General features: G+C 72.6%; 24 protein-coding genes and 1 pseudogene. 12 read left to right on the top strand and 13 right to left on the bottom strand.

Annotated features, from left to right (window positions below; all coding sequences use genetic code 11):
- Positions 1-39 precede the first annotated feature (39 nt).
- Positions 40-549: an SRPBCC family protein gene (locus tag ACZ6R9_RS18055; protein ID WP_465538842.1), complete on the top strand. Its 510-nt coding sequence runs from the start codon at positions 40-42 to the stop codon at positions 547-549.
- 8 nt (positions 550-557) lie between these two features.
- On the opposite strand, the gene ACZ6R9_RS18050 is transcribed toward ACZ6R9_RS18055, so the two are convergent.
- Both ACZ6R9_RS18050 and ACZ6R9_RS18045 read right to left on the bottom strand, forming a co-directional pair.
- Positions 558-1172, bottom strand: coding sequence for a hypothetical protein (locus ACZ6R9_RS18050; protein ID WP_465538841.1), 615 nt, complete (start codon positions 1170-1172; stop codon positions 558-560).
- On the bottom strand, positions 1169-1693 hold the full coding sequence (locus tag ACZ6R9_RS18045) for an RNA polymerase sigma factor (protein WP_380485385.1): 525 nt from the start codon (positions 1691-1693) through the stop codon (positions 1169-1171). Before ACZ6R9_RS18045 ends, ACZ6R9_RS18050 begins: the two co-directional genes overlap by 4 nt.
- 421 nt (positions 1694-2114) lie before the next feature.
- Here ACZ6R9_RS18045 and ACZ6R9_RS18040 point away from each other — a divergent pair, with 421 nt between their 5' ends.
- From ACZ6R9_RS18040 to ACZ6R9_RS18030, 3 genes and pseudogenes are all read left to right on the top strand, one after another.
- Entirely contained in the window at positions 2115-2939 is an 825-nt protein-coding gene (locus ACZ6R9_RS18040) for an SAM-dependent methyltransferase (RefSeq protein WP_380485383.1), read from the top strand.
- Positions 2940-2967: 28 nt separating this feature from the next.
- Positions 2968-3099 (top strand): annotated as a pseudogene (locus ACZ6R9_RS18035) (hypothetical protein); the annotation flags it as partial.
- 60 nt (positions 3100-3159) lie between these two features.
- Complete coding sequence (locus ACZ6R9_RS18030; protein ID WP_380485401.1) at positions 3160-3675, top strand: DinB family protein; 516 nt, start codon at positions 3160-3162, stop codon at positions 3673-3675.
- Here the strand turns inward: ACZ6R9_RS18030 and sigJ are convergent.
- The gene (gene sigJ / locus ACZ6R9_RS18025) at positions 3672-4568 is read right to left on the bottom strand and encodes an RNA polymerase sigma factor SigJ (RefSeq protein ID WP_380485399.1); all 897 of its coding nucleotides are present in this window, start codon (positions 4566-4568) and stop codon (positions 3672-3674) included. The genes ACZ6R9_RS18030 and sigJ overlap by 4 nt on opposite strands.
- A gap of 186 nt (positions 4569-4754) precedes the next feature.
- Between sigJ and ACZ6R9_RS18020 the strand changes: the two genes are divergently transcribed.
- Positions 4755-5819: an LUD domain-containing protein gene (locus tag ACZ6R9_RS18020; RefSeq protein ID WP_465538840.1), complete on the top strand. Its 1065-nt coding sequence runs from the start codon at positions 4755-4757 to the stop codon at positions 5817-5819.
- Here the strand turns inward: ACZ6R9_RS18020 and ACZ6R9_RS18015 are convergent.
- From ACZ6R9_RS18015 to ACZ6R9_RS17985, 7 genes are all read right to left on the bottom strand, one after another.
- Positions 5813-6427 carry an O-methyltransferase gene (locus ACZ6R9_RS18015; RefSeq protein ID WP_380485379.1) on the bottom strand — a complete coding sequence of 205 codons (615 nt, stop codon included), beginning with the start codon at positions 6425-6427 and terminating at the stop codon, positions 5813-5815. The genes ACZ6R9_RS18020 and ACZ6R9_RS18015 overlap by 7 nt on opposite strands.
- Positions 6428-6672: 245 nt before the next feature.
- A complete protein-coding gene (locus tag ACZ6R9_RS18010) occupies positions 6673-7212 on the bottom strand; it encodes a methyltransferase domain-containing protein (RefSeq protein ID WP_380485378.1) in 540 nt (179 codons plus the stop codon).
- A gap of 354 nt (positions 7213-7566) precedes the next feature.
- Complete coding sequence (locus ACZ6R9_RS18005) at positions 7567-9240, bottom strand: WXG100-like domain-containing protein (protein ID WP_465538839.1); 1674 nt, start codon at positions 9238-9240, stop codon at positions 7567-7569.
- A gap of 509 nt (positions 9241-9749) precedes the next feature.
- Positions 9750-10553, bottom strand: a complete 804-nt coding sequence (locus ACZ6R9_RS18000; protein ID WP_380485374.1) for a thioesterase II family protein — start codon at positions 10551-10553, stop codon at positions 9750-9752.
- A 42-nt stretch (positions 10554-10595) separates the two neighbouring features.
- Positions 10596-11117: a nucleotide triphosphate diphosphatase NUDT15 gene (locus ACZ6R9_RS17995; protein ID WP_465538838.1), complete on the bottom strand. Its 522-nt coding sequence runs from the start codon at positions 11115-11117 to the stop codon at positions 10596-10598.
- Positions 11114-12613: an SDR family NAD(P)-dependent oxidoreductase gene (locus ACZ6R9_RS17990; protein WP_380485371.1), complete on the bottom strand. Its 1500-nt coding sequence runs from the start codon at positions 12611-12613 to the stop codon at positions 11114-11116. The genes ACZ6R9_RS17995 and ACZ6R9_RS17990 overlap by 4 nt, the downstream gene beginning before the upstream one ends.
- A 100-nt stretch (positions 12614-12713) precedes the next feature.
- Positions 12714-13655 carry an AEC family transporter gene (locus ACZ6R9_RS17985; protein WP_380485369.1) on the bottom strand — a complete coding sequence of 314 codons (942 nt, stop codon included), beginning with the start codon at positions 13653-13655 and terminating at the stop codon, positions 12714-12716.
- Positions 13656-14636: 981 nt separating this feature from the next.
- Between ACZ6R9_RS17985 and ACZ6R9_RS17980 the strand changes: the two genes are divergently transcribed.
- The 6 genes from ACZ6R9_RS17980 to ACZ6R9_RS17955 all read left to right on the top strand — a co-directional run bounded on the left by ACZ6R9_RS17980 (position 14637) and on the right by ACZ6R9_RS17955 (position 20613).
- The gene (locus ACZ6R9_RS17980; RefSeq protein WP_465538837.1) at positions 14637-15464 is read left to right on the top strand and encodes a lytic transglycosylase domain-containing protein; all 828 of its coding nucleotides are present in this window, start codon (positions 14637-14639) and stop codon (positions 15462-15464) included.
- A 212-nt stretch (positions 15465-15676) separates the two neighbouring features.
- Positions 15677-16381, top strand: coding sequence for a DedA family protein (locus ACZ6R9_RS17975; RefSeq protein ID WP_380485365.1), 705 nt, complete (start codon positions 15677-15679; stop codon positions 16379-16381).
- Between the two features lie 82 nt (positions 16382-16463).
- On the top strand, positions 16464-17630 hold the full coding sequence (locus tag ACZ6R9_RS17970) for a sensor histidine kinase (protein WP_465538836.1): 1167 nt from the start codon (positions 16464-16466) through the stop codon (positions 17628-17630).
- Positions 17621-18265 carry a response regulator transcription factor gene (locus ACZ6R9_RS17965; protein WP_380485361.1) on the top strand — a complete coding sequence of 215 codons (645 nt, stop codon included), beginning with the start codon at positions 17621-17623 and terminating at the stop codon, positions 18263-18265. The genes ACZ6R9_RS17970 and ACZ6R9_RS17965 overlap by 10 nt, the downstream gene beginning before the upstream one ends.
- 89 nt (positions 18266-18354) lie before the next feature.
- Positions 18355-18984, top strand: a complete 630-nt coding sequence (locus ACZ6R9_RS17960; RefSeq protein ID WP_380485359.1) for a hypothetical protein — start codon at positions 18355-18357, stop codon at positions 18982-18984.
- A 189-nt stretch (positions 18985-19173) separates the two neighbouring features.
- Complete coding sequence (locus ACZ6R9_RS17955) at positions 19174-20613, top strand: GuaB1 family IMP dehydrogenase-related protein (RefSeq protein WP_465538835.1); 1440 nt, start codon at positions 19174-19176, stop codon at positions 20611-20613.
- 112 nt (positions 20614-20725) lie between these two features.
- On the opposite strand, the gene ACZ6R9_RS17950 is transcribed toward ACZ6R9_RS17955, so the two are convergent.
- Positions 20726-21394 carry a DUF5995 family protein gene (locus ACZ6R9_RS17950; RefSeq protein ID WP_465538834.1) on the bottom strand — a complete coding sequence of 223 codons (669 nt, stop codon included), beginning with the start codon at positions 21392-21394 and terminating at the stop codon, positions 20726-20728.
- Between the two features lie 488 nt (positions 21395-21882).
- On the opposite strand from ACZ6R9_RS17950, the gene tyrS reads away from it, so the two are divergent.
- Positions 21883-23292, top strand: coding sequence for a tyrosine--tRNA ligase (tyrS, locus tag ACZ6R9_RS17945; protein WP_465538833.1), 1410 nt, complete (start codon positions 21883-21885; stop codon positions 23290-23292).
- 305 nt (positions 23293-23597) lie between these two features.
- Here the strand turns inward: tyrS and ACZ6R9_RS17940 are convergent, their stop codons facing one another.
- Positions 23598-24167 carry a peptide deformylase gene (locus tag ACZ6R9_RS17940; RefSeq protein ID WP_465538832.1) on the bottom strand — a complete coding sequence of 190 codons (570 nt, stop codon included), beginning with the start codon at positions 24165-24167 and terminating at the stop codon, positions 23598-23600.
- A complete protein-coding gene (locus ACZ6R9_RS17935) occupies positions 24164-25135 on the bottom strand; it encodes a helix-turn-helix domain-containing protein (protein WP_465538831.1) in 972 nt (323 codons plus the stop codon). The genes ACZ6R9_RS17940 and ACZ6R9_RS17935 overlap by 4 nt, the downstream gene beginning before the upstream one ends.
- Positions 25136-25260 lie beyond the last annotated feature (125 nt).

Raw genomic sequence — 25260 nt, 5'->3', positions numbered from 1 at the left:
GAACCCGGGCCGGTCGACGTGAACAGGAATGAGGCAGCCGTGCGACTCACCGACGAATTCGGCGTGGTGCTCGAGGTGACGATCCCCGCCCCGCCGCAGCGGGTCTGGGAGCTGGTGGCGGACATCTCCACCTCCCCCCGCTTCAGCCCGGAACTCCAGCGCACCGAATGGCTCCAGGACGCGGAGGGGCCCGCCGTGGGCGCCCACTTCGCGGGCCACAACGCCCGGCCGGACGGGCAGCAGTGGCAGACCGTCAACCGGATCACCGAACTCACCCCGAACGAGCGCTTCGGCTGGTCGGTCCTGCCGGACATCGCCACCGCCCAGGGCGACGCCTTCGCCAACTGGTACTACGAGTTGACCCCCGAGGGCACCGGCACCCGCCTGCGCCACGGCATGCGCCTGGGCAACCTGCGTACTCCCCTGCACAAGTACGTCGAAGCCAACCCGGACCAGGAGGAGATGCTCGTGGACGCCCGCCTCGCCAGCCTCCACGACGGCATCGAGGCGGTCCTGAAGGGCATCGCCACCGAGGCCACCCGCTCCTGACCGGGCGGTCAGCGGGGGTTGTCCTCGCCGGCCGCGCGGAGGTGGTGGACGACGTCGGGGCTCCAGTGCGGGATTTCGGGCCAGTCACCGTTGTCGTCCTCCACCGGGAGGGACTTGAGGACGGCCGCCAGGCGCGGAGGCAGGCGCGGGGACATGCCCTGCTTGCAGCGGGCGAGTATCTCGGCACGGACGCTGCGAGGCACCAGCGGGCGGTCCTGGGAAGTCAACTGCCAGGCCGGTTGCGGGAGTTCGGCCAGGGATTCGGCCTGGAGGCGCCAGAAGTTCGCGTCCCTGGGCTCGCCGCGCGACTGGTGCAGGAACCACAGGCAGGAGGCGGCGAGGTGGCTGCCGCCGCCGGCCGCGAACTCCCACCAGAAGCGGGCGCCCTCCTCGTAGTCGGCGAGGTTCAGCAGTACGCCCAGGACCAGGGCGCCGTCCGGACGTTCGACCTCGCTGTCGACGAGCTTGGCCAGCGAGCTCGCCGCCGCCGGGTTGGCGAGGATCAGCGAGCACAGCATGGCCAGTTCGTGCCGGGCCTGACGGTGTGCCAGGCGCAGCGGCGCCGGCGCGGCTCCCCGGCTGCGCTCCAGCATCACTTCGGTTGCCGTGGATCTGCCACTCACGCGTTCCTCCGGGCGAGCTTCTCCTTGAGGCGGTCCTCGGCGTGGCGGGCGTTGGAGCGCACCGTCCCCACGGTCGAGCCCAGGTACTCGGCGACCGTCTCGTCCCGCAGGTCGAGAGCGTAGCGGAGGATGATCACGTCCTGCTGGCGTTCGGGCAGGGAGAGGATCGCCTCGTAGGTGCCGTTCAGGTCCGGGGTGAACTCCATCCGCATGCGGTGCATGGCAGTTCGGATCGCCACCCGCCACTGGTCGTGGGGCCAGTGCTCGCCGTCGGTGTCCGCCGCCGTCAGGCCCGCCTTGGCGATCTCGTCCTTCAGCACCTTCCAGGCGGAGGCCGCGGGGGCCGGCTCGCGCAGCAGCATCTGCCAGTCGCCCCACAGCCAGTCGCGCACCGCGTCGACCACCGCGTGGGCCTGTTCGTCGGACAGCCGGCAGGCCCGGGCGGCGCCGAGCCAGGCCTGCTCGTGGGTCTCGCAGAACGCGTCGAAGGTCAGCTGATCGCGCCGCTGCGGTACCGCCAATCCGAACTCCGGGTCCACTGTCACCCCTCCCAGCGGGAGAGCCTCTCCCGCGCCGATCGGATCGCGGCCCGCGCCCCCTCCGCGCCGGACGCCGATGCCTTGACGAGGGGATTGTCACCCCCCTCACACCACCATTTCAGCGTATCGGGATCCCTGTGGTGAAAACGGAACTCCGCGAACATCCGGGGCACAGAAGTGAAAGCCGGACGGCCAGTTGGGGCTTGAGAGGGGTTGGACCCGGTCGATGGGCCCCGGCGGGGGTTGGCCCGGGCCGGGGCGGGCATGCAGTCGGCAGGGCGCGACCCGGCCGGTTGCCCGGCTGTTCCGCGGGCATGATCTCATGAGTTCCGCGCAAGGGGGTGCGCCATGCCGCGCGCCACCGAAGCGTTGACGAGGACTCAGCGACCAGGGGGGACGCGCGATGGCTGACGACACCGCTCAGCAGACGCCGGAGATCGGCATCAACCTGAACATCCACCAGGCCCATTCGGCCCGGATGTACGACTACTACCTCGGCGGCGTGACCAACTTCCCCGCCGACCGGGAGGCCGCCGGCCGCGCGCTGGACGCCTTCCCCAACGCCCGGCTCGCCGCGCACGCCAACCGGGCGTTCATGCGCCGTGCCACCAGGACCATCGCCGAACTCGGCATCGACCAGTTCCTGGACATCGGCACCGGCATTCCCACCTCGCCCAACCTGCACGAGGTCGCCCAGGGCGTCAACGCGGCCGCGCGCGTGGTCTATGCGGACAACGACCCGATCGTCCTGACGCACGCCGAGGCGCTGCTGGAGGGCACCCCCGAGGGGCGCACCTCGTACGTGCAGGGCGACGTCCGCGATGCCGAGGCGATCCTCGACGCCGCCGCAGGCACGCTGGACCTGGAGCGCCCCGTCGCGCTCAGCATGGTCGCGCTGCTGCACTTCGTCGCCGACCGCCCCGGCGAGAGCGCGGCCGATGTCGTCGAGGCGTTCATCTCGCGTCTCGCGCGGGGGAGTTACCTGGTCATCAGCCACTTCACCGCCGACTTCGACCCCGAGGCCACCGCCCGGATGGAGCAGGTCTACCGCAGCTCCGGCACCGACCTCCAGGCGCGCACCCGGGCGGAGATCACCGGGCTCTTCCAGGACTGGCGCCTGCTCACGCCCGGCGTCGTCGCCAGCCCCCGGTGGCGGCCCGACACCGGGGTTGCCCCCGTCACTGACGCGCAGGCGGGCTGCTACGGCGGGGTCGCGCAACTCGGGTGACGCGGGCGGCAGTTGAGGTGGGCGGCCGGTGGGTGCGGCGTCGTCGTTGTGGCCGCCCCCCGGCACGGCTCCCGGTACCGGAGGCGGCCCGGCCGGCGCCTTCGTGGCCCTGCTGGTGGCCCTGACCGGCACCGTCCTGTGCGCACCGGAGTCGAACCGCTCCCGCCGGGCGGGCCGAATCCCGTCGACGGACCGTCAGGGCTCGGGCAGACTGGGCACGATGACTGAGCGAACCGATACGCCTCCCAGCTGGGACGAGCGCACGCAGCTGACCACCTTCCTCGACTACGCCCGGGCCACCGCGAAGGCCAAGTGCGAGGGCATCTCCGCGGAGGACGCCCGGCGTTCGCCGCTTCCCGGCTCCCCGTTGATGACGGTGTGCGGGCTGATCAGCCACCTGCGATGGGTGGAGTACTGGTGGCTCCACGCGGTGTTCCTCGGCGAGGAGGACACGGGGCCGCTGGCCGGGGCCACCGCGGAGGACCCCGACCCCGAGATGCGGACGGCGGTCGACGTGCCGCTGGAGCAGCTGCTCGCGGAGTACGAGGAACAGTCCGTCCGGTTCCGGAAGCTGGTCGCCGAGCACGACCTGGACGAGAGGGCCGTCCGCCCGATGCGCGGCGGGGTGCACATGGACCTGCGGTGGATCCTGCTGCACCTGATCGAGGAGATCGCCCGGCACAACGGGCACCTCGACATCGTCCGCGAACTGCTGGACGGCCGGACCGGAATCTAGGGCCTGCCTTCCGGGCCGGCGCCGCGGTCGGAGGCCGTCCACGGGTGGAGCTTCTCCGGGTTGCGGACGCCCCAGATGTGGGTGATCCGGTCGTCGACGATCCGGAACGCGAACACCGTCACGGTGACACCGTCGAGTTGGGCGATCAGGCCCGGCTGGCCGTTGACGGTGCGTTCCAGGAAGGTCATGGCGGGGATCAGGTGGGCCATCCTGAGGTAGCCGCGGACGATGTTGTCCCGGCCGGTGAGCGGCTCCAGCAGGGCGCCGACCAGGCCGCCGCCGTCGGCGATCACCGTGGCGTCCGGGTCGAGCAGATCCATCAGCGACCTGACGTCCTGGCTCTCCCAGGCCCGCTTGAAGTTCCGCACGATGCCCGCCTGCGCGCCGGCCGGGGTGGCGGGCACCGGTGCGGAGCGGATACGGCGGCGGGCCGAGGTGGCCAACTGGCGGCAGGCGGCCGGGGAACGCCCGAGGACCTCCGCCACCTCGGTGAACGGGTACTGGAACACGTCGTGCAGCACGAACGCGACCCGCTCCGCCGGGGTCATGGACTCCAACACGACCAGGAACGCCATGTGGACCGACTCGTCGAGGGTGATCCGGTCCGCCGGGTCGGCCGCCGCCCCGCCCGCCCCCTCCCGGTGGGCGGGCAGCGGCTCGGGGATCCACTGGCCCACGTAGCGCTCCCGGCGGGCCCGCGCCGAGCCCAGCAGATTGAGACAGATCCGGCCCGCCACCGTCGTCAACCACCCGCCGGGTGACTCGATCGCGGCCCGCTGCCGCTCCGACTGCGCGTACCAGCGGGCGTACGTCTCCTGCACGACATCCTCGGCGTCGGCCAGCGAACCGAGCAGCCGGTACGCCAGATTGGTCAGCCGGCGGCGCTCGCCCATGATCGCGTCCAGCTCGTCGTCCGGTCGCTGGTCCACGGTGTTCGGCACGGGTCCGTCTCCTTGTCGGTGGTGGTCATCCCTTCCCAGTAGGACCGGACAGGGCGCCGGAATGTGACGTCGCGCCGCCCCGTCACATTCCGGGCGGTTGCTTTGTCGTACTGGGCAGGAAGACGAACGGAGAATCCGATGACCACCTTTCAGGCGATCGCCGATCGCGTCGAGATCCAGGCGCTGCAGGCCGAGTTCACCGACGCGGTGACGATGCGCGACCGTGCCCGCCTCGCCGCGCTGTTCACCGCGGACGGCGTGCTGCGGATGCCCAACATCCCGATCGAGCTCACCGGCCCCGAGGAGATCCGCCTCGGCGGCGAGAAGCTCCAGGAACAGTGGGTGTTCTTCGTGCAGAACACCCACCCCGGCGCGATCACCATCGACGGCGACACCGCCACCGGCCGCGCCCACATGCACGAGATCGCCCGCACCCGCAACGGCCTGGAGGGCCTCAACTACGCCATCTACCACGACCGTTACCGGCGCACCCCGAACGGCTGGCGATTCACCGAACGGGTCTACGAACTTCGCTACCTGGACACCAGCCCGCTCACCGGATCCGCCCCCGAGCAGGCCACCGAGGCACCTGCGGCCCGCTGGACCGAACCGGTCGGCGCGGACCGCCTGGAGCGGGCGGCCGACGCACTCGCCGCGCGCGGCTTCGCCGTCGAGATCCTGCCGGACGCCGAAGCCGCCCGCGCCCGGGTCCGGGAACTCGTCCCGGAGAAGTCCGGCGTGTTCACCACGGCCAGCGAGACGCTCCGGCTGTCCGGCATCGACGAGGACCTCAACAGCGACCGGTACCCCCGGGCCGTCAAGCCGCGCGTCCTGACCATGGACCGGGAGAGCGAGGCCGAGGAGATCCGGCACCTGCTCGCCACCCCCGACGTGGTCATCGGCAGCGTCGCCGCGCTCACCGAGACCGGCTCCCTGGTCGTCGCCTCCGGCAGCGGCAGCCAACTGCCCGCCTACACCGGCGGCGCCGGCCGCGCCATCTGGATCATCGGCGCCCAGAAGATCGTCCCCGACCTGCCCACCGCGCTGCGCCGCCTGGAGGAGCACGCCCTCCCGTTGGAGAGCGCCCGTACCGAGGCCGCCTACGGGATGCCCAGCGCCGTCAACCAGCTGGTGGTGTTCAACGCCCCGACCCGGTTCACCGAGGGCATCGTGCTGCTGGTCCAGGAGGCCATCGGCTACTGATCGCCGGCCGGTCGGGGGCGGCGGGTGGCCAGCAGGGTGGCGAGGTCCGGGGCGAGCCGGACCTCGGTGGTGAGCAGGGACGGGTGGCCGTACCAGGCGGTGCGGCCGGTGTCCGGGCGGCCCTGGTGGGTCGGCGGCCAGGCGGTGAGCGGCGTCAGGTCGTCGACCACCAGGGTGCCCGCCGGGGTCAGCAGGAGATCCGGGTCGGCGGGCTGGGACTGCTTGCCGTTGCCGCCCCCGTCCAGGACCAGCAGGTCGAACGGGCCGTGCGGCGCGATGGCCGTCCAATCACCGTGCACGATCTCCAGGTCGGGCACGCCGGCGAACAACTCCCGTACCGCCACCACGCGTTCGGCCTCCCGCTCCACGCTCACCACCCGCACCCCCGGCCGCCGCCCGGCCAGCAGCCAGCCCAGACCGACACCGCAGCCGGTCCCCGTCTCGCCGATCCGGCCCGCCGCACCGGCGGCCAGCGCCTGGAGCAGCCGCCCCTGCTCCGGGCGGCAGGACTGTGCGAAGCCCAGCCGCTCGGCCAACTCGACGGCCCGGAGCACAGGTTCGGGGAGAGCGGCGCGGTCGGTGTACGCGGTCGTTCCGAGAGGTGACATGGCGTCAGCCTAGGACTCGCGGTGGGGCTGCCTCAGGTCGTCGCAGCGACGTGCTGCTGTTGGGCCCGGCAACTCCCGGACGTGGCTGCATCGTTGGCGTGCCCGGCGCCTTCTCGCAGACCGGCGGCGCGGCGACCCGCCGGGACTCCGCGCGCGGCTGCGGTACCAGCGTGGCTGCGGTACCTACGTGGCTGCGGCACCCGCGTGGCTGTGGTACCCGCGTGGCCGCGCACGTCGGCGTGCCGTCAGCCCGCGCGGCGCAGCAGGATGCCGCGACTGCCCGGGGCCGGGCGGCGGGTGGCGGCGCGCGGGGCCGCGAGATCGATCTCCTCGACCAGCAGCCAGCCCTGCTGGGCGGAGATCCAGGGGCGCAAGCAGACATCGAGGGCCGACGGGGCGAGCGCGACGAACAGCAGGTCGGTGGGCAGGGCGTGCAGCAACTCCAGGTCCTCGCCTGCCTGTAAGGCCTCGATCAGCAGCACGGCCCCGAAACGGCGGCGCACCGGCGGCGGGGCGGCGAGATCGGCTGCGCTCAGGCGCAGGCGGGTGCGGCGACCGAACGCGGACAGCAGGCGCTGGCGCAGTGCCGGGTCGGGTTCGGCGGCGTGCACGGTGTAGCCCGCCCTGAGCAGGCGGCCGGTCAGCGCGCCGTCGCGGGCGCCGAGTTCGGCCAGCGCCCCGCTGCCGGGCGGGCGGTGCCGGGCGACCCAGGCGGCGGTCGCGTCGAGCCGGTCGGCTTCGTAGCGGGCGCCGTCGGCGTCGGGTGCCGCCAGAGTGTCGGTCACGGACATGTCCCGTCGCAGGTCTGAGGGTGCGGGCCGGAATCGACCCTAGCCACCGGCTTCGTTCGTGGTCCACACCACCAAGGGGAAAAGTTTACCGTTCACGGTCAATTCAAGGGAAGTGGCACGGAGGAAACACCAGGGGAGGGGAAGTGGAAGCGGAGGGGTGCTTGGGGTGGGGGTGGCGCGGGGGAAGTGCGGGGGGCGTGGGGAGCGGAGGGGCGCTTGGGGTGGGGGTGGCGCGGGCGAGAGGCGTGGGGCGGTGGGGCCTGGCCGGGCGTCAATGGCCGTTGGCGGCATGCCGAAGGCCCCGGCGCGGGCGGTGGCCCGGGCCGGGGCCCTTGGGGTGGTGCGGGGTTAGACGGGGTCGCTGAACTCGGTGAAGTCCGGGAGGTCGGAGAGGTCGGCGTCGAAGTCGTCGTCGTAGCGGTCGTCGCGCTCGGCGCGTTCCTCGGTGGGCTCCTTGCGGACCGGGGCGACGCGGCCGAGTTGCAGGGAGGAGTGCATGCCCGCAGCGGCCGCGCTCGGGTCGGCGATGACGCCGTCGGCGGGGTTCTCGCCGTTCGCGCCGCCACCGCCGGCGCTGTCGCTGCTGACCTGGCCGGTGCGGCGCTGGGCGCCGCGAATGCCGCTGCCGCCGCCGACCGGGCCGTAGCCGCCGGCCATGGGCATGCCCATCATGCCGCCGGCCATCGGGCGGCCGGCCAGGCCTGCGGTGCTGGTGCCGGTGCCGCCGCTGCCGCCCGAGCCGCTGCCGCTGACGTGGGACGGGCCGTCGTGGCCGTTGTCCAGGCCTGTGCCCAGGCGCATGTTGCCGTTCTTGGAGCCGGAGGCGCCGGGGATGTTGAGCCGGGTGGCGAAGCCGCCCGCCACGCCCCCGGAGGAACCCGCGGAGCCGGCACCGCCGGCGCCGCCGCCCGCTCCGCCCGCACCGCCACCGTGGCCGCCGGAGCCGATGGCGCCCAGGTTCGGCCCCTTCAGGCCCAGCATGTCGAGCCCGCTGCCGCCGCTGCCGCCGCGCGAGCTCCCGCTGCCGACCGGGCCGAGCTTGGGCATCAGCGAGGTGAACGCGGCGAGCCCGGCGTCGGACGAGCCGCCGCCCCCGCCGATCCGCGAGCCGCCGACCGAGTTGATCCCGGTGCCGACCGCGGAGTTGGGGCTGAGCGGGTTCGCCACCAGGGAGGCGATGCTGTTCAGCGAGGTCTGGTTGCTCTCCTCGTTCTCACTGAGGTTGCCCGCCAGCTTGTCCATCTTGCCCGCGGTGTCGCGGAACGAGGCGAGGATCCGCTTGAGCACGTCCTCGGCGATGGTCTGCAGGATCTTCTCGGCGACCTGGATCACGAGCCGGCCGAACGGGTCGCCGGACTCGCCCATCTTCAGGCCCGAGACGATCCGCTTGAAGTCCAGGCCGTGCGACTCGATGTCGTCCGCGCCGCGGCGCAGATCGGCCGCGCAGGTGGCGACCTGGGCCAGGTCGATGTTGAAGCCCTGGCCGTTGGAGTTGTGGGCCGGGGTCGGAACGATCTGCTGCCCCGCCTTGACGATCATGTCCTCGATCGGGCGCAGCAGGGTCTGGCCGAGCCGGGCGACCGCCTCGGACAGCAGCCGGTTCATCAGTTCGCGGCCGAGCCGCAGGATCGCCGCGGTGCTCCACGGCCCGGTCGAGGAGGCCGCGGCCAAGCTCGCCTGGATGGAGAAGAGTTGGACGATCGACTGGGTCTTCGCCACCTCGATCACCACGGCGGCCGCATGCAGCACCTTGGCTATCGTCTGGCAGGCCTCGACGATGACCTTCGAGTACTTGGTGATGGTGCTCCACAGTTCCGACAGCTTGTCGGCGGAGGCGCCCTTGTACACCTCGTGAAGCATTGTCAGCGCCTTGTCGGCCGCCATCTGGGCGGAGTCCAGAGCACTGGCGAACTTCTCCAACTGGTTCGCCAGTCGGTTGAGTTCGTCTTCATTGGCACCTGGGAAACGCACGCCCAGCATGCCGACTACGGCGTTGAGTCCCGGTGGTAGTTGCACAGCCATTGCCCGCCCCCAGCTGCTGCCCGCGTATGTCCCTGATAGCGCATTGCGACGATACACATACCGCACGCCTCGGACCACCTGCCAAACCCCGGTGTTTCCCGCATTGTCGGCGAACCGGTACCTGGCCGCGATGCGCGCCCCGGGCGGCGATCATGGTGGCGCGGCCGGTCGGGGACCCTTCCGGATGCGGCGGGGGGAAGTGGTGAACGGCCTTTGCCGCAGGTCGGGTTGGGTATGACGGTGGACGAACTGTCGCCGCCGCGCGGCAAGATGGGATCGGCCGAGGGCGGGAAACGAGCCCGGGCCCCGCCGTTCGGGAGGCCCGGCGCCGGGGCTCGGAAAGCCGTACCATGCGCATGCACACCATACGTACCCGCACCATCTCGGCCGGGTGGACTTCGACTTGGGAGAGCCCCCACCGGCCCGGAGGCCGCCGGGGCTCCACTCGGTCCGCCGTGCGCTGCGGCCGGGGCGACAGGTTCAGGGTTGCCGCGCCGGTCCGGTTTCGCTCACACCCGGGTGGATGCGACCTGCTCCGGAGCCGGACCGGAGCGGCCGTTCAGGGCGTCGGCGATGTCCTCGGCCATCCGGGCGGCCAGGGCCGCCGGATGGTCGAACAGGTAGAAGTGGCCGCCCGGCCACCGGTGCAGGCGCAGCGCAGCGTCGGTGAACGCCTCCCACCCGCGCAGCTCCGCCACCGGGGCGGTGGCGTCCTCCGCACCGCCGAACACGCTGATCGGGGAGGCGAGTTGGGCGGCCGGGGCGGTGCAGTCGGCCAGCGTGAGGAGGTCGGCGTGGAGCAGCGTCACCGCGTACTCCAGCAGCTCGCGGTTCTCGAACACGGCCTCCGGCGTACCGCCGAGCTGCCGGAGCAGGCCGATGATCCGCCCACGGTCGAGGTGCGGGGAGGCGGGACGGTCGGGGGCGGCGCTCGCGCGGCGCGGCCCGGCACCCGACAGGCCGAGCCACACCGGCCGCTGCCCGGCAGGCGTTCCCGCGGCGACACCGTGGGCGATCGCCGCACCCATGCTGTGGCCGAAGAAGACCCGGGGGCCGTCGGTCACCGAGACCACCCGGGGGACCAACTGCGCCACCACCTCGGCCATTCGGGTCAGCGGCTTCGCCCGGCCGTTGTGACCGCGGCCGGGGAGATCGACGAACACCACGTCCCACTCGGCCGGCAGCCGATCGGTGATCGGGCGGTAGGGGGCCGACGACCCGCCCGCGTGGTGGAAGACGAAGACCGTGGCGGCGGGGTCGTCCGACTTCTTCTGGAGCCTCAGCCAGTCGTCGATACGGATCGTGGGGCGCATGGTCAGGAGGTCCTCACGTTACCGGGGCCGATGACATGTCTTTTATGACCGGGCGCCGTGCCCGGCGACGCCGCCCGCCGCCGCGTAGCGCCAAGTGCCGCCCGGGGCCGGGTGGTTGGGCAGCCAGGCAACCAGCACCTGGGCGGACGGGTAGAACATCGGCTCGGGGAGCGCGTCCACCGGGAAGCGCTCCCAACCGGCGCACGCGTGCGGCTCGGTGACCAGCGCCTCCGCGAGGCTCGGCGGGGCCAGCACCGCCGCCGTCACCCGGGTGCGGCCCAGCTCGTGGTCGAGCAGCACCGCCAGCACCCGCATCTGCTCGGCGGGCAGCACAATGCCGGTCTCCTCGGCCAACTCCCGTGCCGCGGCCTGCTCGAACGACTCGCCGGGATGGTCGACCTTGCCGCCCGGCAGGCTCCAGGTCGGCGGCTCGCCGGCCGTGGTGCGCCGCCCGATCAGCACCCGCCCGTCCCCGGTCGGCACGATCACGCCCGCGCCCACCAGCGGCGGCAACGGGTGCGGGCCGAGGGGGAGTTCGACGCCGGGCAGCTGAACGTCCGTCACCACTTGCCCTTCTGGTAGTCCTTCAGGAAGCAACCGTACAGGTCCTCGCCCAGCTCGCCGCGGACGATCGGGTCGTACACCCGGGCCGCGCCGTCCACCAGGTCGAGCGGGGCGTGGAAGCCCTCCTCGTGCAGGCGCATCTTGTCCGGGTGCGGGCGCTCGTCGGTGATCCAGCCGGTGTCCACCGCGGTCATCAGGATGCCGTCGGTCTCGAACATCTCCTGCGCGCTGGTGCGGGTCAGCATGTTCAGCGCGGCCTTCGCCATGTTGGTGTGCGGGTGACCGGCACCCTTGTAACCGCGGTCGAACACGCCCTCCATCGCGGACACGTTCACCACGTACTTGCGGCGCGCCTTGGACGCGGCCATCGCCGGGCGCAGCTGGCTGATCAGGATGAACGGGGCGGTGGAGTTGCACAGTTGCACCTCCAGCAGCTCGATCGGGCCGACCTCGGAGACGGTCTGCACCCAGCTGTTGGTGTCCGCCAGGTCCGGCACCAGGCCGCCCGCGTCGATCGCGGTGCCCGCCGCGATCCGCTCCGGCGAGGCCGAACCCGTCACCAGCGCCAGCGAGGTGACCTCCTCGGCGCTCACCGCGGGCTGCTCGGTGCGGCTCTGCCCGGGCAGCGCCGGCACGTCCACCGCGCCCGAACCGTACCGGCCGATCACCGTGGAAGCGGGCAGCGCACCGGCGGGGAGCGGCGCCGACTCCGCGGCGATCAGCTCCCGGTACGCGGCGGGGGAGCGGCGCACGGTCTGCGCGGCGTTGTTGATCAGGATGTCCAGCGGGCCGTCCGCGGCGACCTCGTCGGCCAGCGCCATCACCTGCGCCGGGTCGCGCAGGTCGATGCCGATCACCTTCAGGCGGTGGATCCACTCGGCGCTGTCCGGCATCGCCGAGAAGCGGCGGATCGCGTCGTTCGGGAAGCGGGTGGTGATGGTGGTGTGCGCGCCGTCGCGCAGCAGGCACAGCGCGATGTACATGCCGATCTTGGCGCGGCCGCCGGTGAGCAGCGCGCGCTTGCCGGTCAGGTCGGCGCGCGCCGTCCGCCGCTGCCGGCTGAGGGCGGCGCAGTTGCGGCACAGCTGGTGGTAGAAGGCGTCCACCTCGGTGTACCGCTGCTTGCACATGTAGCAGGAGCGGGCCCGCTCCAGGATGCCCGCCAGCTCGGTGGTGGTCTCGGTGCTCAGACCGAACACGCCCGCCGTCTCGTCGTCGATCCGGCCGGGCGCGCCGGTCGCGGTCCTGGACGTCACCGCACGGTCGTTGGCGGTCTTGCGGGCCCGGGTCTCCTGGCGGCGGCGCTGCTTCAGGGTGCGGAAGATCCCGCCGACGGCCATCCGGACCCGGATCGCGTCCGGGTGGTCCACGTGGATCTCGTCCAGCTCGGCGATCACGCTCAGGCACAGCTCAAGGCGCTCAGGGTCGATGCCCTTGCCGTAGTCGATGTCGTCCTCGACCGGGGTGCTGCCCGGCTCGGTCTGCGCGTTCGTCACTGCGGATGCTTCCTCAATCTCCCCATGGGTACCGGCGAACTCTACGTGAGCGGGCCCGGCCGGGGCGAAGCCTGTGACCTGCCGCACAGCCGGCCGAACCTCAACGCCCGCCCAGCGCCCAGGCGATGCCCGACAGCGTGAACATCGACAGCACCGTGGACACCAGTACAGAGGAACGCGCCAGCACCGGCGCCGCCCCGTACAGCCGCGCGTACACGTACACGTTCTGCGCGGTCGGCAGCGCCGACAGCAGCACCACCGCCAGCAGCTGCGGCCCCGACAGGTGCAGCAGCAGCGCGCCCACCGCCAGCGCGGCCAGCGGCTGGCCGACAGTCTTCAGCAGCACCGTGACGGCCAGCTCGGCGCGGTCCGGGCGCTGCGCCGCCGCGCCGGGCGGGGTGTACAGGGACAGGCCGAGGGTGACCAGCGCCGCAGGGACGGCCGCGCCGCCCAGCAGCTCCGCCGAGTGCGCCAGCGGGCCCGGCAGCCGCCAGTGGGCCGCCGAGAACACCGCGCCCAGCCCCGCACCGAGGATCACCGGGTTGCGCAGCGGCAGCAGCGCCAGGCGCCGCAGCCGCTCGGCCAGGTGGGCGGCGGATCCGGTGGCGGAGTCCAGCAGGGCCAGCATGACGGGCGTCACCAGCAGCACCTGGAACAGCAGCACCGGTGCGACGAAGGACGCGTCGCCGAGCACCTGCGCGGCCACCGGGATGCCGAGGTTGCCGGAGTTCACGTAGCCCGCCGCCATCACCGCCACGGTCCGCTCGGCGGGCGTGCGCTCGAACAGCCGGCGGCCCGCGAGCAGGCCGAGCAGCGAGGCGGCCAGCGTTCCGGCGGCGAACGCCAGCATCGAGGTGTTGGCGAACCCCGCCAGATCGGTGCGGGCGACCACGGTGAACAGCGCGGCCGGCATCGCCACGTGGAACACGAACCGGCCGAGCACCGCCTCGGCGTCCGCGCCCAGCAGCCCGGTCCGTCCGGCCAGCCAGCCGACCGCCGTCAGCACCCAGATCGGCGCGAACGCCGCGACCAACGCCTCCACTCGACCTCCCGCCGCAGTCAACCAGGCATGCCCGAACGGTCGTTCGCCGGGGTCGGCGGTGGCCCCCGTCACAGCCGGCGGCGGGGGTTCGGCGGGGCTGGGGGGTCTGGGCCACAGTCCGGCGGCGGGGGTTCGCCGGGGTCGGCGGTGGCCCCCGTCACAGCCGGCGGCGGGGGTTCGGTGGGGTCGGGGGGTCTGGGCCACAGTCCGGCGGCGGGGGTTCGGTGGGGTCGGCGGTGGCCCCCGTCACAGCCGGCGGCGGGGGTTCGGTGGGGTCGGGTGGTCTGGGCCACAGTCAGGCGCGGGAGTTGGGCGGGGTCGGGTGGTCTGGGCCACAGTCAGGCGCGGGGGTTCGGTGGGGTCGGGTGGTCTGGGCCACAGTCAGGCGCGGGTGTTGGGCGGGGCTGTCGGTGGCCCGCGTCACAGCCCGGGCGCGCCGGGTGGCGGGGCGGCTGCGGTGGGTGTGCGGGGAGAGAGCCGGGTCACAGCGGACGGGCGGTGGCCGGGGTCACAGGGGCCGGCCGGTCCGGGCGGGTGAGGGGTGGCCCAGCGGTGGCGCGGAGCCCTTGGCGCGACTGGGCTCCGGCCCAAATTCCGTGGCGCGGGGCGGGGTTGGCGCTTCCTGGGAGCCGCCTGTGAGGCTCCTCATAGGAAGCTGGGAAAACCGGCCTCGACAGGGTGCCAATTCCCTTGGCGCACAAGGGAAGCAGGCCGGTCGGCAGGCCAGGGATGTCCCATTTCGGCCTGTTTGCCGCCGGGTTGGGCGCTCGGGCAAGGTCGTGGTTGTGCCCCGAGCCGATCCGACGCTCACGGGGCTTCATGGCGCAGCAGACCGCGATCCACGCGGCGCAGCGTCCCCGGTGAGCACGAGCCGCCGGGCCGGCCGTCCCGGGCCGAGGAACCCCGCAGTGCTGCGGAGGTCCCCCCTTGTCCGAACCGGGTGCGGCGTGACCTGGAACACGACTCTCGGAGGTACTCGACATGCGACGCATCAAGAACAACCTGGGCCGACTCCCGCAGATCCGCCAGATCCGGATGGGCCACCACCGGATGCCCGACGCCTTCCTCGGCGTTGGCCTGGCCGGCGCCATCGCCGTCGGCGCCCTGCTGCCCGCGACCCAGGCGTTCGCCGACCCGTCGCCCGCCCGCGCCGAGACCGCCGCGGTCGCCACCGACGGCCAGAACGCCCAGCAGCAGCCGCAGGACCAGCAGCCGCAGCAGCAGCCCGCCGAGCAGCAGCAGCCGGCCGCGCAGCCGCAGCCGCAGCCGCAGGATCAGCAGCAGCCGGCCGCTCAGCCGCAGGACCAGCAGCCGGCCGCGCAGCCGCAGCCCGAGCCCGCCCCCGCGCCGCAGCCCGAGCCCGCCCCGGCCCCGGCTCCCGCCCCGGCCCCGGCTCCCGCCCCGGCCCCGGCCCCCGCGCCGGAGCCCGCGCCCGCCCCCGCGCCGGCCAAGCCGACCTACGCGAACAACCTGGACGGCTGGATCGCCGAGGCCCGCGACGTGCTGGCCGCCGCCGGCAAGCCCGTCCCGTCCGCGAAGGCGATGCACGCCGCGGCGATCGCCGAGTCCTCCGGCAACCCGAACGCCGTCAACAACTGGGACATCAACGCCAAGAAGGGCACCCCTTCGATCGGCCTGACCCAGATGATCGAGCCGACCTTCCGTGCCTACGCACTGCCCGGCCACACCGACATCCGGAACCCCGTCGACAACCTGATCGCCAGCTCGCGCTACTGCGACGCCCGCTACGGCAGCATGGACAACATGGCCGCCGCCCGTGGCTACGGCGCCTACTGGCGGGGCTACTAATTCAGCCTCCCTTTTGCTCTTCGGCCCCCTGTGGATTCGTTCCGCAGGGGGCCGCGGCATGTCCGGGGCATTTCGGGGGTTTCCGGGTGCGGAAACCCGTAACCGGAGTGGGTGGGAAACCGCGTACCGCCGCTGAGCTGCGGATTCCAGGATGAGTGGCGATCCCGGGCGAACGGCCCGTGGACCCACTCGCCCCTGAGGAGAACCCGGCCATGCAGCTCATATCCCTGGCGACCGCCTCCTTGGCGACCGCCTCCCTGGCGACCGCTTCCCCGGCGACCGAGCAGGCACCCACCGAGGGCGTCGCGGGCTGGGCGGCCGGTCTGGTCGACACGCTCGGCGGGCCCGGCGCCGGACTCGCCATCGCCCTGGAGAACCTGTTCCCGCCACTGCCCAGCGAGGTGATCCTCCCGCTCACCGGCTTCGCGGCCGGTCGCGGCACCCTCAGCCTGCTGTCCGCCCTCGGCTGGACCACGGCCGGTTCGGTGGCCGGCGCGCTCGCCCTGTACCTGCTGGGCGCGGTCTTCGGCCGTGACCGGATGCACGCCATCTGGGCCCGGCTGCCCCTGGTCAAGGTCTCCGACCTGGAGCGCACCGAGGCCTGGTTCGCCCGGCACGGCACCAAGGCGGTGCTGTTCGGCCGGATGGTCCCGATCTTCCGCAGCCTGATCTCGGTGCCCGCCGGTGTCGAACGGATGGCCCTGGCCCGCTTCACCGCTCTCACCGCCATCGGCAGCCTCGCCTGGAACAGTGTGCTGATCCTGGCCGGCTACCTGCTCGGCGACCGCTGGGACGTGGTCGAGGGCTACGTCGGCATCTTCTCCAAGGTCGTGCTGGTGCTCGCCCTGATCGCGACAGCCGGCTACCTGGGCCTGCGCCTGCGCGGCCGCGACGCCCGCCACCGCCGGGCCCGCTGACGCCTGCGGCGGTCGGCGGGGCATGGGGCCCATGGGGGCCTGTCGGGATGGGGTGATCATGGTGGACAGTAGGCTCTCGTCCATGGGGGAGGGACCGATCGTGGCGGGGGACACCACCGCGCCGCCCTGGCCGCGCCGCGCTCTCGGTGGGCTGCTGGGTGCGCTGACCGCGCCGCCCGCCGCGTTGTACCTGGTGCTGGCGGGTGCGCTGCTGGGTCCGCTGCTGCCCTGGCCGGGCACCGGGCCGCGGGCGCGGGCCGCGTTGCAGGCGGGGGCTGCCCGGCTGGCGGCCGTCGAACGGGCTCGCCGGGCCGTCTGGTTCGGTGACCGGTTCCCCGCTCACTACCGGGCCGGCGACCGCGAACTGCTGCGGTACCTGGCCCGTCGCACCGGTGTCGGGCTGGTCGCGGGGCTGGTGCTCGGGCTGATCGGGTTCGGCGCCGTCCTGGTGGTGCTGCTCGCGGCGGGCGCGCTGCGCGGCACCCTGAGCGTGGCCGACCTGCTGGGCCAGGTGCTGCTCGGTGGCGTCCTGCTGTTCCTCGCCGTTCAGGGCCTGGCCTCGCTGGCCGACCTGGACGCCCGGCTGGCCCGGGACTGCTTCGGCCCGTCCGAGGCCGAGCTGCTGCGCCACCGGATCGCCGAACTCGCCGACAGCCGGGCCGCCGTGCTGCACGCCGTGGACGCCGAGCGCCGCAGGATCGAACGCGACCTGCACGACGGCGTCCAGCAGCGGCTGGTCGCGCTGCGGCTGCTGCTCGGCCGGGCCCGGCGCGGAGCCGACCCGCAGCGCACCGACGAACTGCTGCGCCAGGCGCACCGGGAGGCCGCCGAGGTGCTCACCGAACTGCGCGAGGTCGCCTGGCGGGTCTACCCGTCCGCGCTGGACAGCCTCGGCCTGGACGAGGCGCTGGCCGGCCTCGCCGAGCGCTGCCCGATCCCGCTGCGGGTGCACTGCCTGGCGGCCGGCGCGCTGCCCCAACCGGTGCTCACCGCCGCGTACTTCGTGGTCAGCGAGTGCGTCACCAACGCCGCCAAGCACTCCGCCGCCGACACCGTCGAGGTTCTGGTCGAGCGGGACGGCGCGCGGCTCACCGTCCGGGTCGAGGACGACGGGCGGGGCGGCGCGGACCCGGCGGGCGGCGGCCTGTCGGGGCTGCGCGGCCGGCTCGCCGCGCTCGACGGGACCCTGTCCGTCCACAGCCCCGCCGGGGGCCCCACCGTCGTCACTGCGGAGCTGCCATGCGGGTGATCGTCGCCGAGGATTCGACCCTGCTGCGGGAGGGCCTGGTCCGCCTGCTCGCCGAGGAGGGCCATCGGGTGCTGGCCGCCGTCGGCGACGCCGAGGCCCTGCTCGCCGCGGTGGACGCGGACCCGCCGGACGTCGTGGTGGTCGACATCCGGATGCCGCCCACCCACACCGACGAAGGGGTGCGGGCCGCGGTGCGGATCCGCGAGAGCCGGCCCGAGGTCGGTGTGCTGGTGCTCTCCCAGCACATCGAACGCGGTTACGCCGCCCAGCTGTTGGCGTCCGGCGCGGAACGGGTCGGCTACCTGCTCAAGGACCGGGTGGCCGAGGTGGACGAGTTCCTCGACGCCCTCACCCGGGTCGGCTCGGGCGGCACGGTGATCGACCCCGAGGTGGTGCGCCGCCTGGTGGTCCGCACCGAACACGCCGACCCCCTGGCCCGCCTCACCCCCCGTGAACGCACCGTTCTGGAGGCCCTCGCCGAGGGCCACACCAACACCGCGATCGCCGCCCGCCTGCATCTCTCGCTGAGCGCCGTCGAGAAGCACCTGAACGCCCTCTTCGACAAGCTCGACCTCCCCCGCACCGCCGGTTACAGCCGCCGCGTCCTGGCCGTCCTGCGCTATCTGGGAGCCTGAGCGGCACCTGCCGCCGTCGCCACCGGGGCCGGCAGCGCCTGCCGTCGTCGCCCCTGGCCCCGGTCGGGCTCGAGCGCGAGGATGGCGGTATGGACGCGCAGCGGTTCGCCGAGGCCCGCACCGCACTGCACGCGGTGGCCGAGCACCTGCTGGCCGGCCCGCAGTACCGGGCCGCGGGGACGGTGCGCCTGCGTGCCTATCCGGGCGGGTTCGCCACCCGGTTCGAGCCCAGGTTGCGGGTCAGTGGTGCTCAACTGCTCAGTGCCGGGCGGGCGTTGGACATTCCCGGGCGGAGCTGCGCGGAGCTCGGGGCGGCCGTCGGGATTGTGCCGGGCCGTCCGGAGGGCCTGTACCGGGACGGCTCGGGGGTGGCCCTCGACCAGCGGCTGGAGTTGGACGCGGCGGGTGCGGAGGCCGTCGCCGCCTGCTTCGCGCACGGCGACGCCGCGTTGCGGGCGCTGTTCGCGCAGGCCGACCCGGTGTTGTGGCCGGAGCACTTCGATCTGGCGGTGACGGTGGACGAGGTGAACTACGGCCTCTCGCCCGGAGACGATTTCCTGGCCGAGCCGTACGCGTACGTCGGCCTGCCGACGCCCCGCAGCGGCGCGTTCTGGAACGCCCCGTTCGGTGCCGCCCGCACCCTCGCCGACCTGGGCGATCTGTCGGCGACCACGGCTTTCCTGGCGGAGGGCCGCCGGCTCGCCGCCACGCTCTTGTAGCTTCCTCCAAGCCGCTTGTGGAACGGTGGCCGTCCGCTTGTGCCGATCTTCAGGATTCCCGTGTGAGCTGGCCCCCGACCGGGGAATCAGTGAGGATTGAACGCTGGGTGCGGCGCGCCCGGTGCGTTTGACGGCACAGCTCCATCGCGCCCCTGCTGAAACGTTCCTCCCCAGCCAGAGAGCCCCTTCATGCGCTTCCTGAATGACCTCAAGCCCGCGTACGACCTGACGTACGACGACGTCTTCATGGTCCCCAGCCGTTCCGCCGTGGGCTCCCGGCAGGGTGTCGACCTCTCCTCCCACGACGGCACCGGCACCACCATCCCGCTGGTGGTCGCCAACATGACCGCGATCGCCGGACGCCGGATGGCCGAGACCGTCGCCCGCCGCGGCGGACTGGTCGCCATCCCGCAGGACGTCCCGATCGAGGTCGTCGCCGAGGTGATCGGCTGGGTCAAGCAGCGTCACCTGGTGCACGACACCGCGCTCGCCCTCGCCCCCGGCGACACCGTCGCCGACGCCCTGGCGCTGATGCCCAAGCGCGCGCACGGCGCGGTGGTCGTGGTCGAGGGCGGCCGGCCCGTCGGCGTGGTCACCGAGGGCGACTGCCAGGGCGTGGACCGGTTCACCAGCCTGTCCGAGGTGATGTCCCGCGACCTGCTGCTGCTCGACCGGGACATCGACCCGCGTGCCGCCTTCGACCACCTCAACGAGGCGCACCGCAAGCTCGCCCCCGTGGTCGCCCCCGACGGCACCCTGGTCGGCATACTCACCCGCAAGAACGCGCTGCGCGCCACCCTCTACACCCCCGCCGTGGACGCCTCCGGCCGCCTGCGGATCGCCGCCACCGTCGGCATCAACGGCGACGTCGCCGGCCGCGCCAAGGCCCTGCTGGAAGCCGGCGCCGACGTGCTGGTGGTGGACACCGCGCACGGGCACCAGGAATCGATGATCAACGCGCTGCGCGCCGTGCGGGCACTCGACCCGCAGGTCCCGATCGTGGCCGGCAACGTGGTCTCCGCGGCCGGCGTGCGCGACCTGGTCGAGGCCGGCGCGGACATCCTCAAGGTCGGTGTCGGCCCCGGCGCGATGTGCACCACCCGGATGATGACCGGCGTCGGCCGGCCGCAGTTCTCCGCCGTCCTGGAGTGCGCCGAGGAGGCGCGCCGGCTCGGCAAGCACGTCTGGGCCGACGGCGGCGTCCGGCACCCGCGCGACGTGGCGATGGCGCTGGCCGCCGGCGCGTCCAATGTGATGATCGGCTCCTGGTTCGCGGGCACCATGGAGTCCCCCGGCGACCTGCAGACCACCCCCGACGGCCGCCAGTACAAGGAGAGCTTCGGCATGGCCTCGGCCCGCGCCGTGCGCAACCGCACCGCCGACGACTCCGCCTACGACCGCGCCCGCAAGGCGCTCTTCGAGGAGGGCATCTCGCACTCCCGGATGTTCATCGACCCCACCCGCCCCGGCGTCGAGGACCTCATCGACGCGATCGTGTCCGGCGTCCGCTCCTCCTGCACCTACGCCGGCGCGGCCGACCTCGAGGAGTTCCACCGGAACGCGATCGTCGGCGTGCAGAGCGCTGCGGGCTACGCCGAGGGCAAGCCGCTGCACTCCAGCTGGGCCTGACACTCCGCCGCTTCCGGGCGGGCTCCCTTTTACGGGGGGTCCGCCCGGTTTTCGCGTCGGGGGAGCTTCAGTCGTGGGAGATTCAGCCGTGGGAGCGTCAGTCGTGGGAGCGTCAGTTGGGCGACAGCGGGGTGAGCAGCGCCCGGCCGACCATGCCGACCGACCCCGACAGCGCGTCGGCGACCAGCCGGTACGCGGGCGGCAGCCGGTGCAGCTCCCAGAGCGCCAGCACGGACGCCCAGGCGGCGTCGCGGGCCCGGTCGATGCTCCACACGCCGAGGACGTGCAGCAGCGGGTCACCGGCCGGGAGCGGCAGCAGCGTGGCGCGGACCTGGGCCTCCACCTCGGCGAGCAGGGTGTTGATCCGCAGGTAGTCGGCGTGCAGCTGCTCCGGCCGGTGCCCGGTCGTTCGGCAGGTGTCGAGGACGGCGAGCGGCAGGTCGTTCTCGATGTGGGCGTTCATCCCGGCCAGCGCGAACTGCAGCGGGTGAACGTTCGGCGCCGCGCGCAGCTCGAACAACGGCCGCCAGCAGGCCGCCGGCCGCCGCCCCGCCCGGTCGTCATCGACCGCGGCCAGGTAGCGGGCGGCGAACACGGCGTCGAGCTCCGCCATGGTGGACGGGTCGTCGAAGTACGCGACAGCGAGACGGTCACGGACCAGGCGGGTCACGGTCAGGTACATCGCGTTGAACACCGCGACCCCGTCCGCGGCGGGCAGTTCTGCCGAGATCTCCGTCATCCGGCCGACCACCTGGTCCACCGTCAGCACCGGTGCAGTCATGGGCATCCATCCTTCGGTGACGAACCGACAAGCAGATGATGCGCCCACGATGGCAGGGGTCCGGGAGCCTGCCAAGACACGACGCGCGGCGGGCGGGAGACGGCCTCAGGCGGGGCATTCCGTGGGGGTGGTGATCCGGAGGCGGCGGGTGACCAGGGAAAAAGGAGGTGCGGGCGGGGGTGCGGATAGGGCAGGATGGGGGCTGCGGTGGAGCCGAGGGGCTGCTGCCGCTTCCTGTTCCCGGAGGTTTCGCGTGGTGAAGCGATATTAGAGGCGGTCCCCACCGCCCTCCGGCCTGCCTGAAGTGACGGCGGCCGGGCCTCCGGATTTCTTGGACGACCTGTAGCGAATGCCTGCCCGGCTGCCTGCGTGTGCGCGTGTGTGCGCTTGTGCGTGGGTGCGGGTGCTTTCGCGGTCGTCGTTTGGTGGTGCCGTGTGTGCGGGGCGGGTGTGTCCGTCTGTTGTTCCTGTACCCCGAGAGGATGGCCATGGCCGCCACCGCATTCGACCGCAGCGTTGCGCTGATGAGTGAACTGATCGAGAAGGCAGAGGAGTTGAGGGAGGGCCCGGCGCTCGGGCAGCTGCTGGAGGTGTTGGCGGAGCGGCAGCGGGCGGACCTCTCGCAGCTGGAGTCGCAGCGGCAGGCCATGCTGCTGGGCGCGCGGGCGGCCGCGGTACTGCCGGGGGCGCAGCAGTTGGCCGAACTGCTCGGTCAGGGGCGGGTGTTGACGGTGAAGTACGGCATCGACCCGACCGGCGCGGAGGTGCATCTCGGGCACGCGGTGCCGATGATCCTGGCCAGCCGGTTGCAGCGGATGGGGCACCGGGTGGTGTTCCTGGTGGGGGACATCACGGCCCGGATCGGCGACCCGTCCGGCCGGAGTGCGGAGCGGCCGCCGTTGACCGCCGAGGACGTGACGCGCAATGTCGCGACCTACCGTCAGCAGGTCGGTCCGTTCTTCGATTTCGAGCAGGCCGAATTCCGGTTCAACAGCGAGTGGTTGGGGCCGCTGACGCTGCCGGACTTCCTCTCGGTGCTGTCCCGGCTGCCCGCCTCGGCGGCGTTGCAGCGGGAGGACTTCCGGACCAGGCTCGCCGAGGGCAGCGGGCTGACGCTGGCCGAGCTGGTGTACTCCGTGGTGATGGCGCTGGACTCGGTGGAACTCGTCGCCGACATCGAACTCGGCGGCCTGGACCAGCTGTTGAACCTCCAGATGTGCCGCCGGGTGCAGACCTCGGCCGGTCAGCAGCCGGAGGTGGTGCTGGCGACCGGACTGATCGAGGGCACCGACGGCACCGGCGCCAAGATGAGCAAGTCGAAGAACAACTACGTCGGACTCGCCTTCCCCGCCGGGGAGATGTTCGGCCGCCTGATGGCCTGCGCGGACCGGCTGCTGCCGGACTACCTCCGGCTTCTCACCGAACTCGTGGACGAGGAAGTCGAGTTGCTGCTCGCCCAGGCCACCGACGGCCGCCGCCACCCGATGGCGGTGAAGACCCTGCTGGCCGCCGCCGTCACCGCCACCGTGCACGGGGTCCCGGCCGCACTCGCCGCCCGCGACGCCTTCCGGGCCCGCTTCTCCCAGCGCCGCTTCTCCGACGCCGGCCCGCTGCCCGCCGTGGACGCGGCCCGGCACGGCGCGGCGACCCTCGGCGAACTCCTGGTGAAGGTCAGCGGCGAACTCCCGAGCCTCAACCAGGTCCGCCGCGTCGCCGAGGCGGGCGGCCTGCGCCTGGTGATCGAGAGCCCCGACGGCGGCCGGCGGACGGTACCGCTCTCCCGCGCCGACACCGACGAGCGCCTGCTGGTGATCCTCGGCACCCACGACCTGACGCGAGCGAGCGCACAGCGCCGGGTGTTCCTGCGCTGCGGGCGGAAGGTGCTGGAGCTGAGCTGAGCTGAGCTGACAGAGTCAGGGCTCGCGTCAGCCGTATCAGGTGCGACCAGCTCAACGGACAGCCGGTGGGGCTCTGCTGATTACCTCGCAATGTCGGAATCGGCAATGTCGGAATCGGTAAGAACCTTCCCGCCAAGCGTGAGCCCTGACTCCTCGATCGCCAACTTGGCCGCAGCTACGTCACCAGCGAACACGACGACTGCCAGGGACTCGACCGCGCGTGACACGCACACATGGAGGAGCTGCCCAATGGCGGCGACTGTGATCCCCTCCTGCGGGCACATCGGCCGGGCTGTGCACGACGCTCACTGCTCGTAGGCCCAGGCCTGACCGGTCTGGCGGTATTGCTCGACAGGGATGGGGGTGAGACCGGCAGCCATGCGTGCGGTGTAGAGCAGGCCGTCGAGGTGGTCGATCTCATGCTGGATCAGGCGGGCGAGTCCGCGTTCGTATGCGGTGGTCACCAGTTCGCCGTTCAGGGTGGTGGTCTCCACGGTGATCCGCAGCGGTCGGGGGACCACGCCGCGTACGTCGAAGAAGGACAGGCAGCCTTCGAACTGCTCGTCCGTCTCGGTGGAGCGGTCGGTGATGCGGGGGTTCAGTAGGACGATTGCCGGCGCTCCGGGCTCGGCCGGCTGGACGATGGCGGCGGCCCGGCCGATGCCGATCTGGGGTGCCGCGATGCCCATGCCTTTGGCGAAGGGGTGGACCTGGCCGATGCGCTCCATCGCGGTGAACAGCTTCCCGATGACCTGCTCGGCGGTGTCGCGCTCGCTGGGCAGGTCGAAGGGACGGGCGGGCTCGGCGAGGATCGGGGCGCCCTCCTGGACGACTCCGAGGTCACGCATCTGCTCGCTGGGCCGCACCTGGGTCACCTGAACTCCCCTTGGGTCGTGTGGCGTTCGGGCCGGGCCCGGAATCGCCATTCCAGACGGTACCGGGCGTGGAGCGCGGGCGTGGACGTGCTCCAGGAGAAGACGCGCATTCCGCCCTCCTCGCGCCGGATCGGGGCGGTCCGCAGCGGTGCCGCCTCGGCGGTCATCGACGTCTCGGTGCCCCAGACCGCCGGGTCGAGCTCAGCGGGGAAGGCGAGTTCGACTTCCAGGTACTCGGTGGGGAGTCGGACGGCGCGCTGGAACCAACGGCCCCACTTCTCTTCGCCGACCGAGTAGGCGTACTCGATCCACACCGACTCGCCGGGGTACAGCGGGAAGCGGCCGTGCCCGTTCTCGAACAGCAGCCACACTTCCTTGAACGCGTCGCGGTCGTGCTTGGCCTGCCAGCGCATCTCCTCGCCTCGGCAGGTGGCGGTGAGCGCGAGTTCACCCCAGGTCAGCGGGTGCCCGCGGTAGTGCGCGTTGGAGCGTTCCGGTTCGCCGGGGTAGCGGTCGACGCTGATGCGGATCAGGTAGCGGGTGATCGGCTCGCTGCCGGTGTTTCGCAGTAACCGACGCATCGTCAGCCGGTACTGGTCACCGTCGTAGTCCAGGCGGGCGGCATCGTGCTCGACGACGATCGCTGAGCCCGTCGCGTACGGCTGCTCGGCCCTGCGCGGGGCAGGCGGGGCCGCCGCCGGGGCGGTGCGGTTCTTGGCCGCCTCGTAGTCCAGCCAGCGCTTCCAGATGCCTTTGCCCGCGTTCAAGGTCTCCTCGGAACGACGGGCGAAGTCCTCGGTCGGCTTGTGCCGGCCGGACTCGACATGGCTCACGTACGACGGGTCGAAGCCCATCCTGCGGGCCAGGTCCCGCTTGGAGAGTCCGCGCACCTCGCGCCAGTAGGCGACCTCCGCCGCGAACGCCTCGGCGGCCTGCTCGACCGTTGAGGCGTCGCCTCGCGTGTTCATCAGAGCCCCCGCCCTGGCCGCTGGATGAGAATGAGTGAACCGTGAGTGATCTCGGTTCATCATTCTGTCACGTCTCGGGGAACCAGTTTCCTTCTTTCACCGGCCCAGGGCGACCCCGGGCCCCA

Source organism: Kitasatospora sp. NPDC048662 (assembly GCF_055587065.1).
Note: the sequence above shows the minus strand (reverse complement) of the source record. Positions and strands in the feature narration are given on the sequence as shown.

Coding starts and splice junctions, on each gene's coding strand:
- ACZ6R9_RS18040 (WP_380485383.1), top strand. CDS start 2,115: ATGGCTGACGACACCGCTCAGCAGACGCCGGAGATCGGCATCAACCTG.
- ACZ6R9_RS18030 (WP_380485401.1), top strand. CDS start 3,160: ATGACTGAGCGAACCGATACGCCTCCCAGCTGGGACGAGCGCACGCAG.
- sigJ (WP_380485399.1), bottom strand. CDS start 4,568: ATGGGCGAGCGCCGCCGGCTGACCAATCTGGCGTACCGGCTGCTCGGT.
- ACZ6R9_RS18020 (WP_465538840.1), top strand. CDS start 4,755: ATGACCACCTTTCAGGCGATCGCCGATCGCGTCGAGATCCAGGCGCTG.
- ACZ6R9_RS18015 (WP_380485379.1), bottom strand. CDS start 6,427: ATGTCACCTCTCGGAACGACCGCGTACACCGACCGCGCCGCTCTCCCC.
- ACZ6R9_RS18005 (WP_465538839.1), bottom strand. CDS start 9,240: ATGGCTGTGCAACTACCACCGGGACTCAACGCCGTAGTCGGCATGCTG.
- ACZ6R9_RS18000 (WP_380485374.1), bottom strand. CDS start 10,553: ATGCGCCCCACGATCCGTATCGACGACTGGCTGAGGCTCCAGAAGAAG.
- ACZ6R9_RS17980 (WP_465538837.1), top strand. CDS start 14,637: ATGCGACGCATCAAGAACAACCTGGGCCGACTCCCGCAGATCCGCCAG.
- ACZ6R9_RS17975 (WP_380485365.1), top strand. CDS start 15,677: ATGCAGCTCATATCCCTGGCGACCGCCTCCTTGGCGACCGCCTCCCTG.
- ACZ6R9_RS17970 (WP_465538836.1), top strand. CDS start 16,464: ATGGGGGAGGGACCGATCGTGGCGGGGGACACCACCGCGCCGCCCTGG.
- ACZ6R9_RS17965 (WP_380485361.1), top strand. CDS start 17,621: ATGCGGGTGATCGTCGCCGAGGATTCGACCCTGCTGCGGGAGGGCCTG.
- ACZ6R9_RS17960 (WP_380485359.1), top strand. CDS start 18,355: ATGGACGCGCAGCGGTTCGCCGAGGCCCGCACCGCACTGCACGCGGTG.
- ACZ6R9_RS17955 (WP_465538835.1), top strand. CDS start 19,174: ATGCGCTTCCTGAATGACCTCAAGCCCGCGTACGACCTGACGTACGAC.
- ACZ6R9_RS17950 (WP_465538834.1), bottom strand. CDS start 21,394: ATGACTGCACCGGTGCTGACGGTGGACCAGGTGGTCGGCCGGATGACG.
- tyrS (WP_465538833.1), top strand. CDS start 21,883: ATGGCCGCCACCGCATTCGACCGCAGCGTTGCGCTGATGAGTGAACTG.
- ACZ6R9_RS17935 (WP_465538831.1), bottom strand. CDS start 25,135: ATGAACACGCGAGGCGACGCCTCAACGGTCGAGCAGGCCGCCGAGGCG.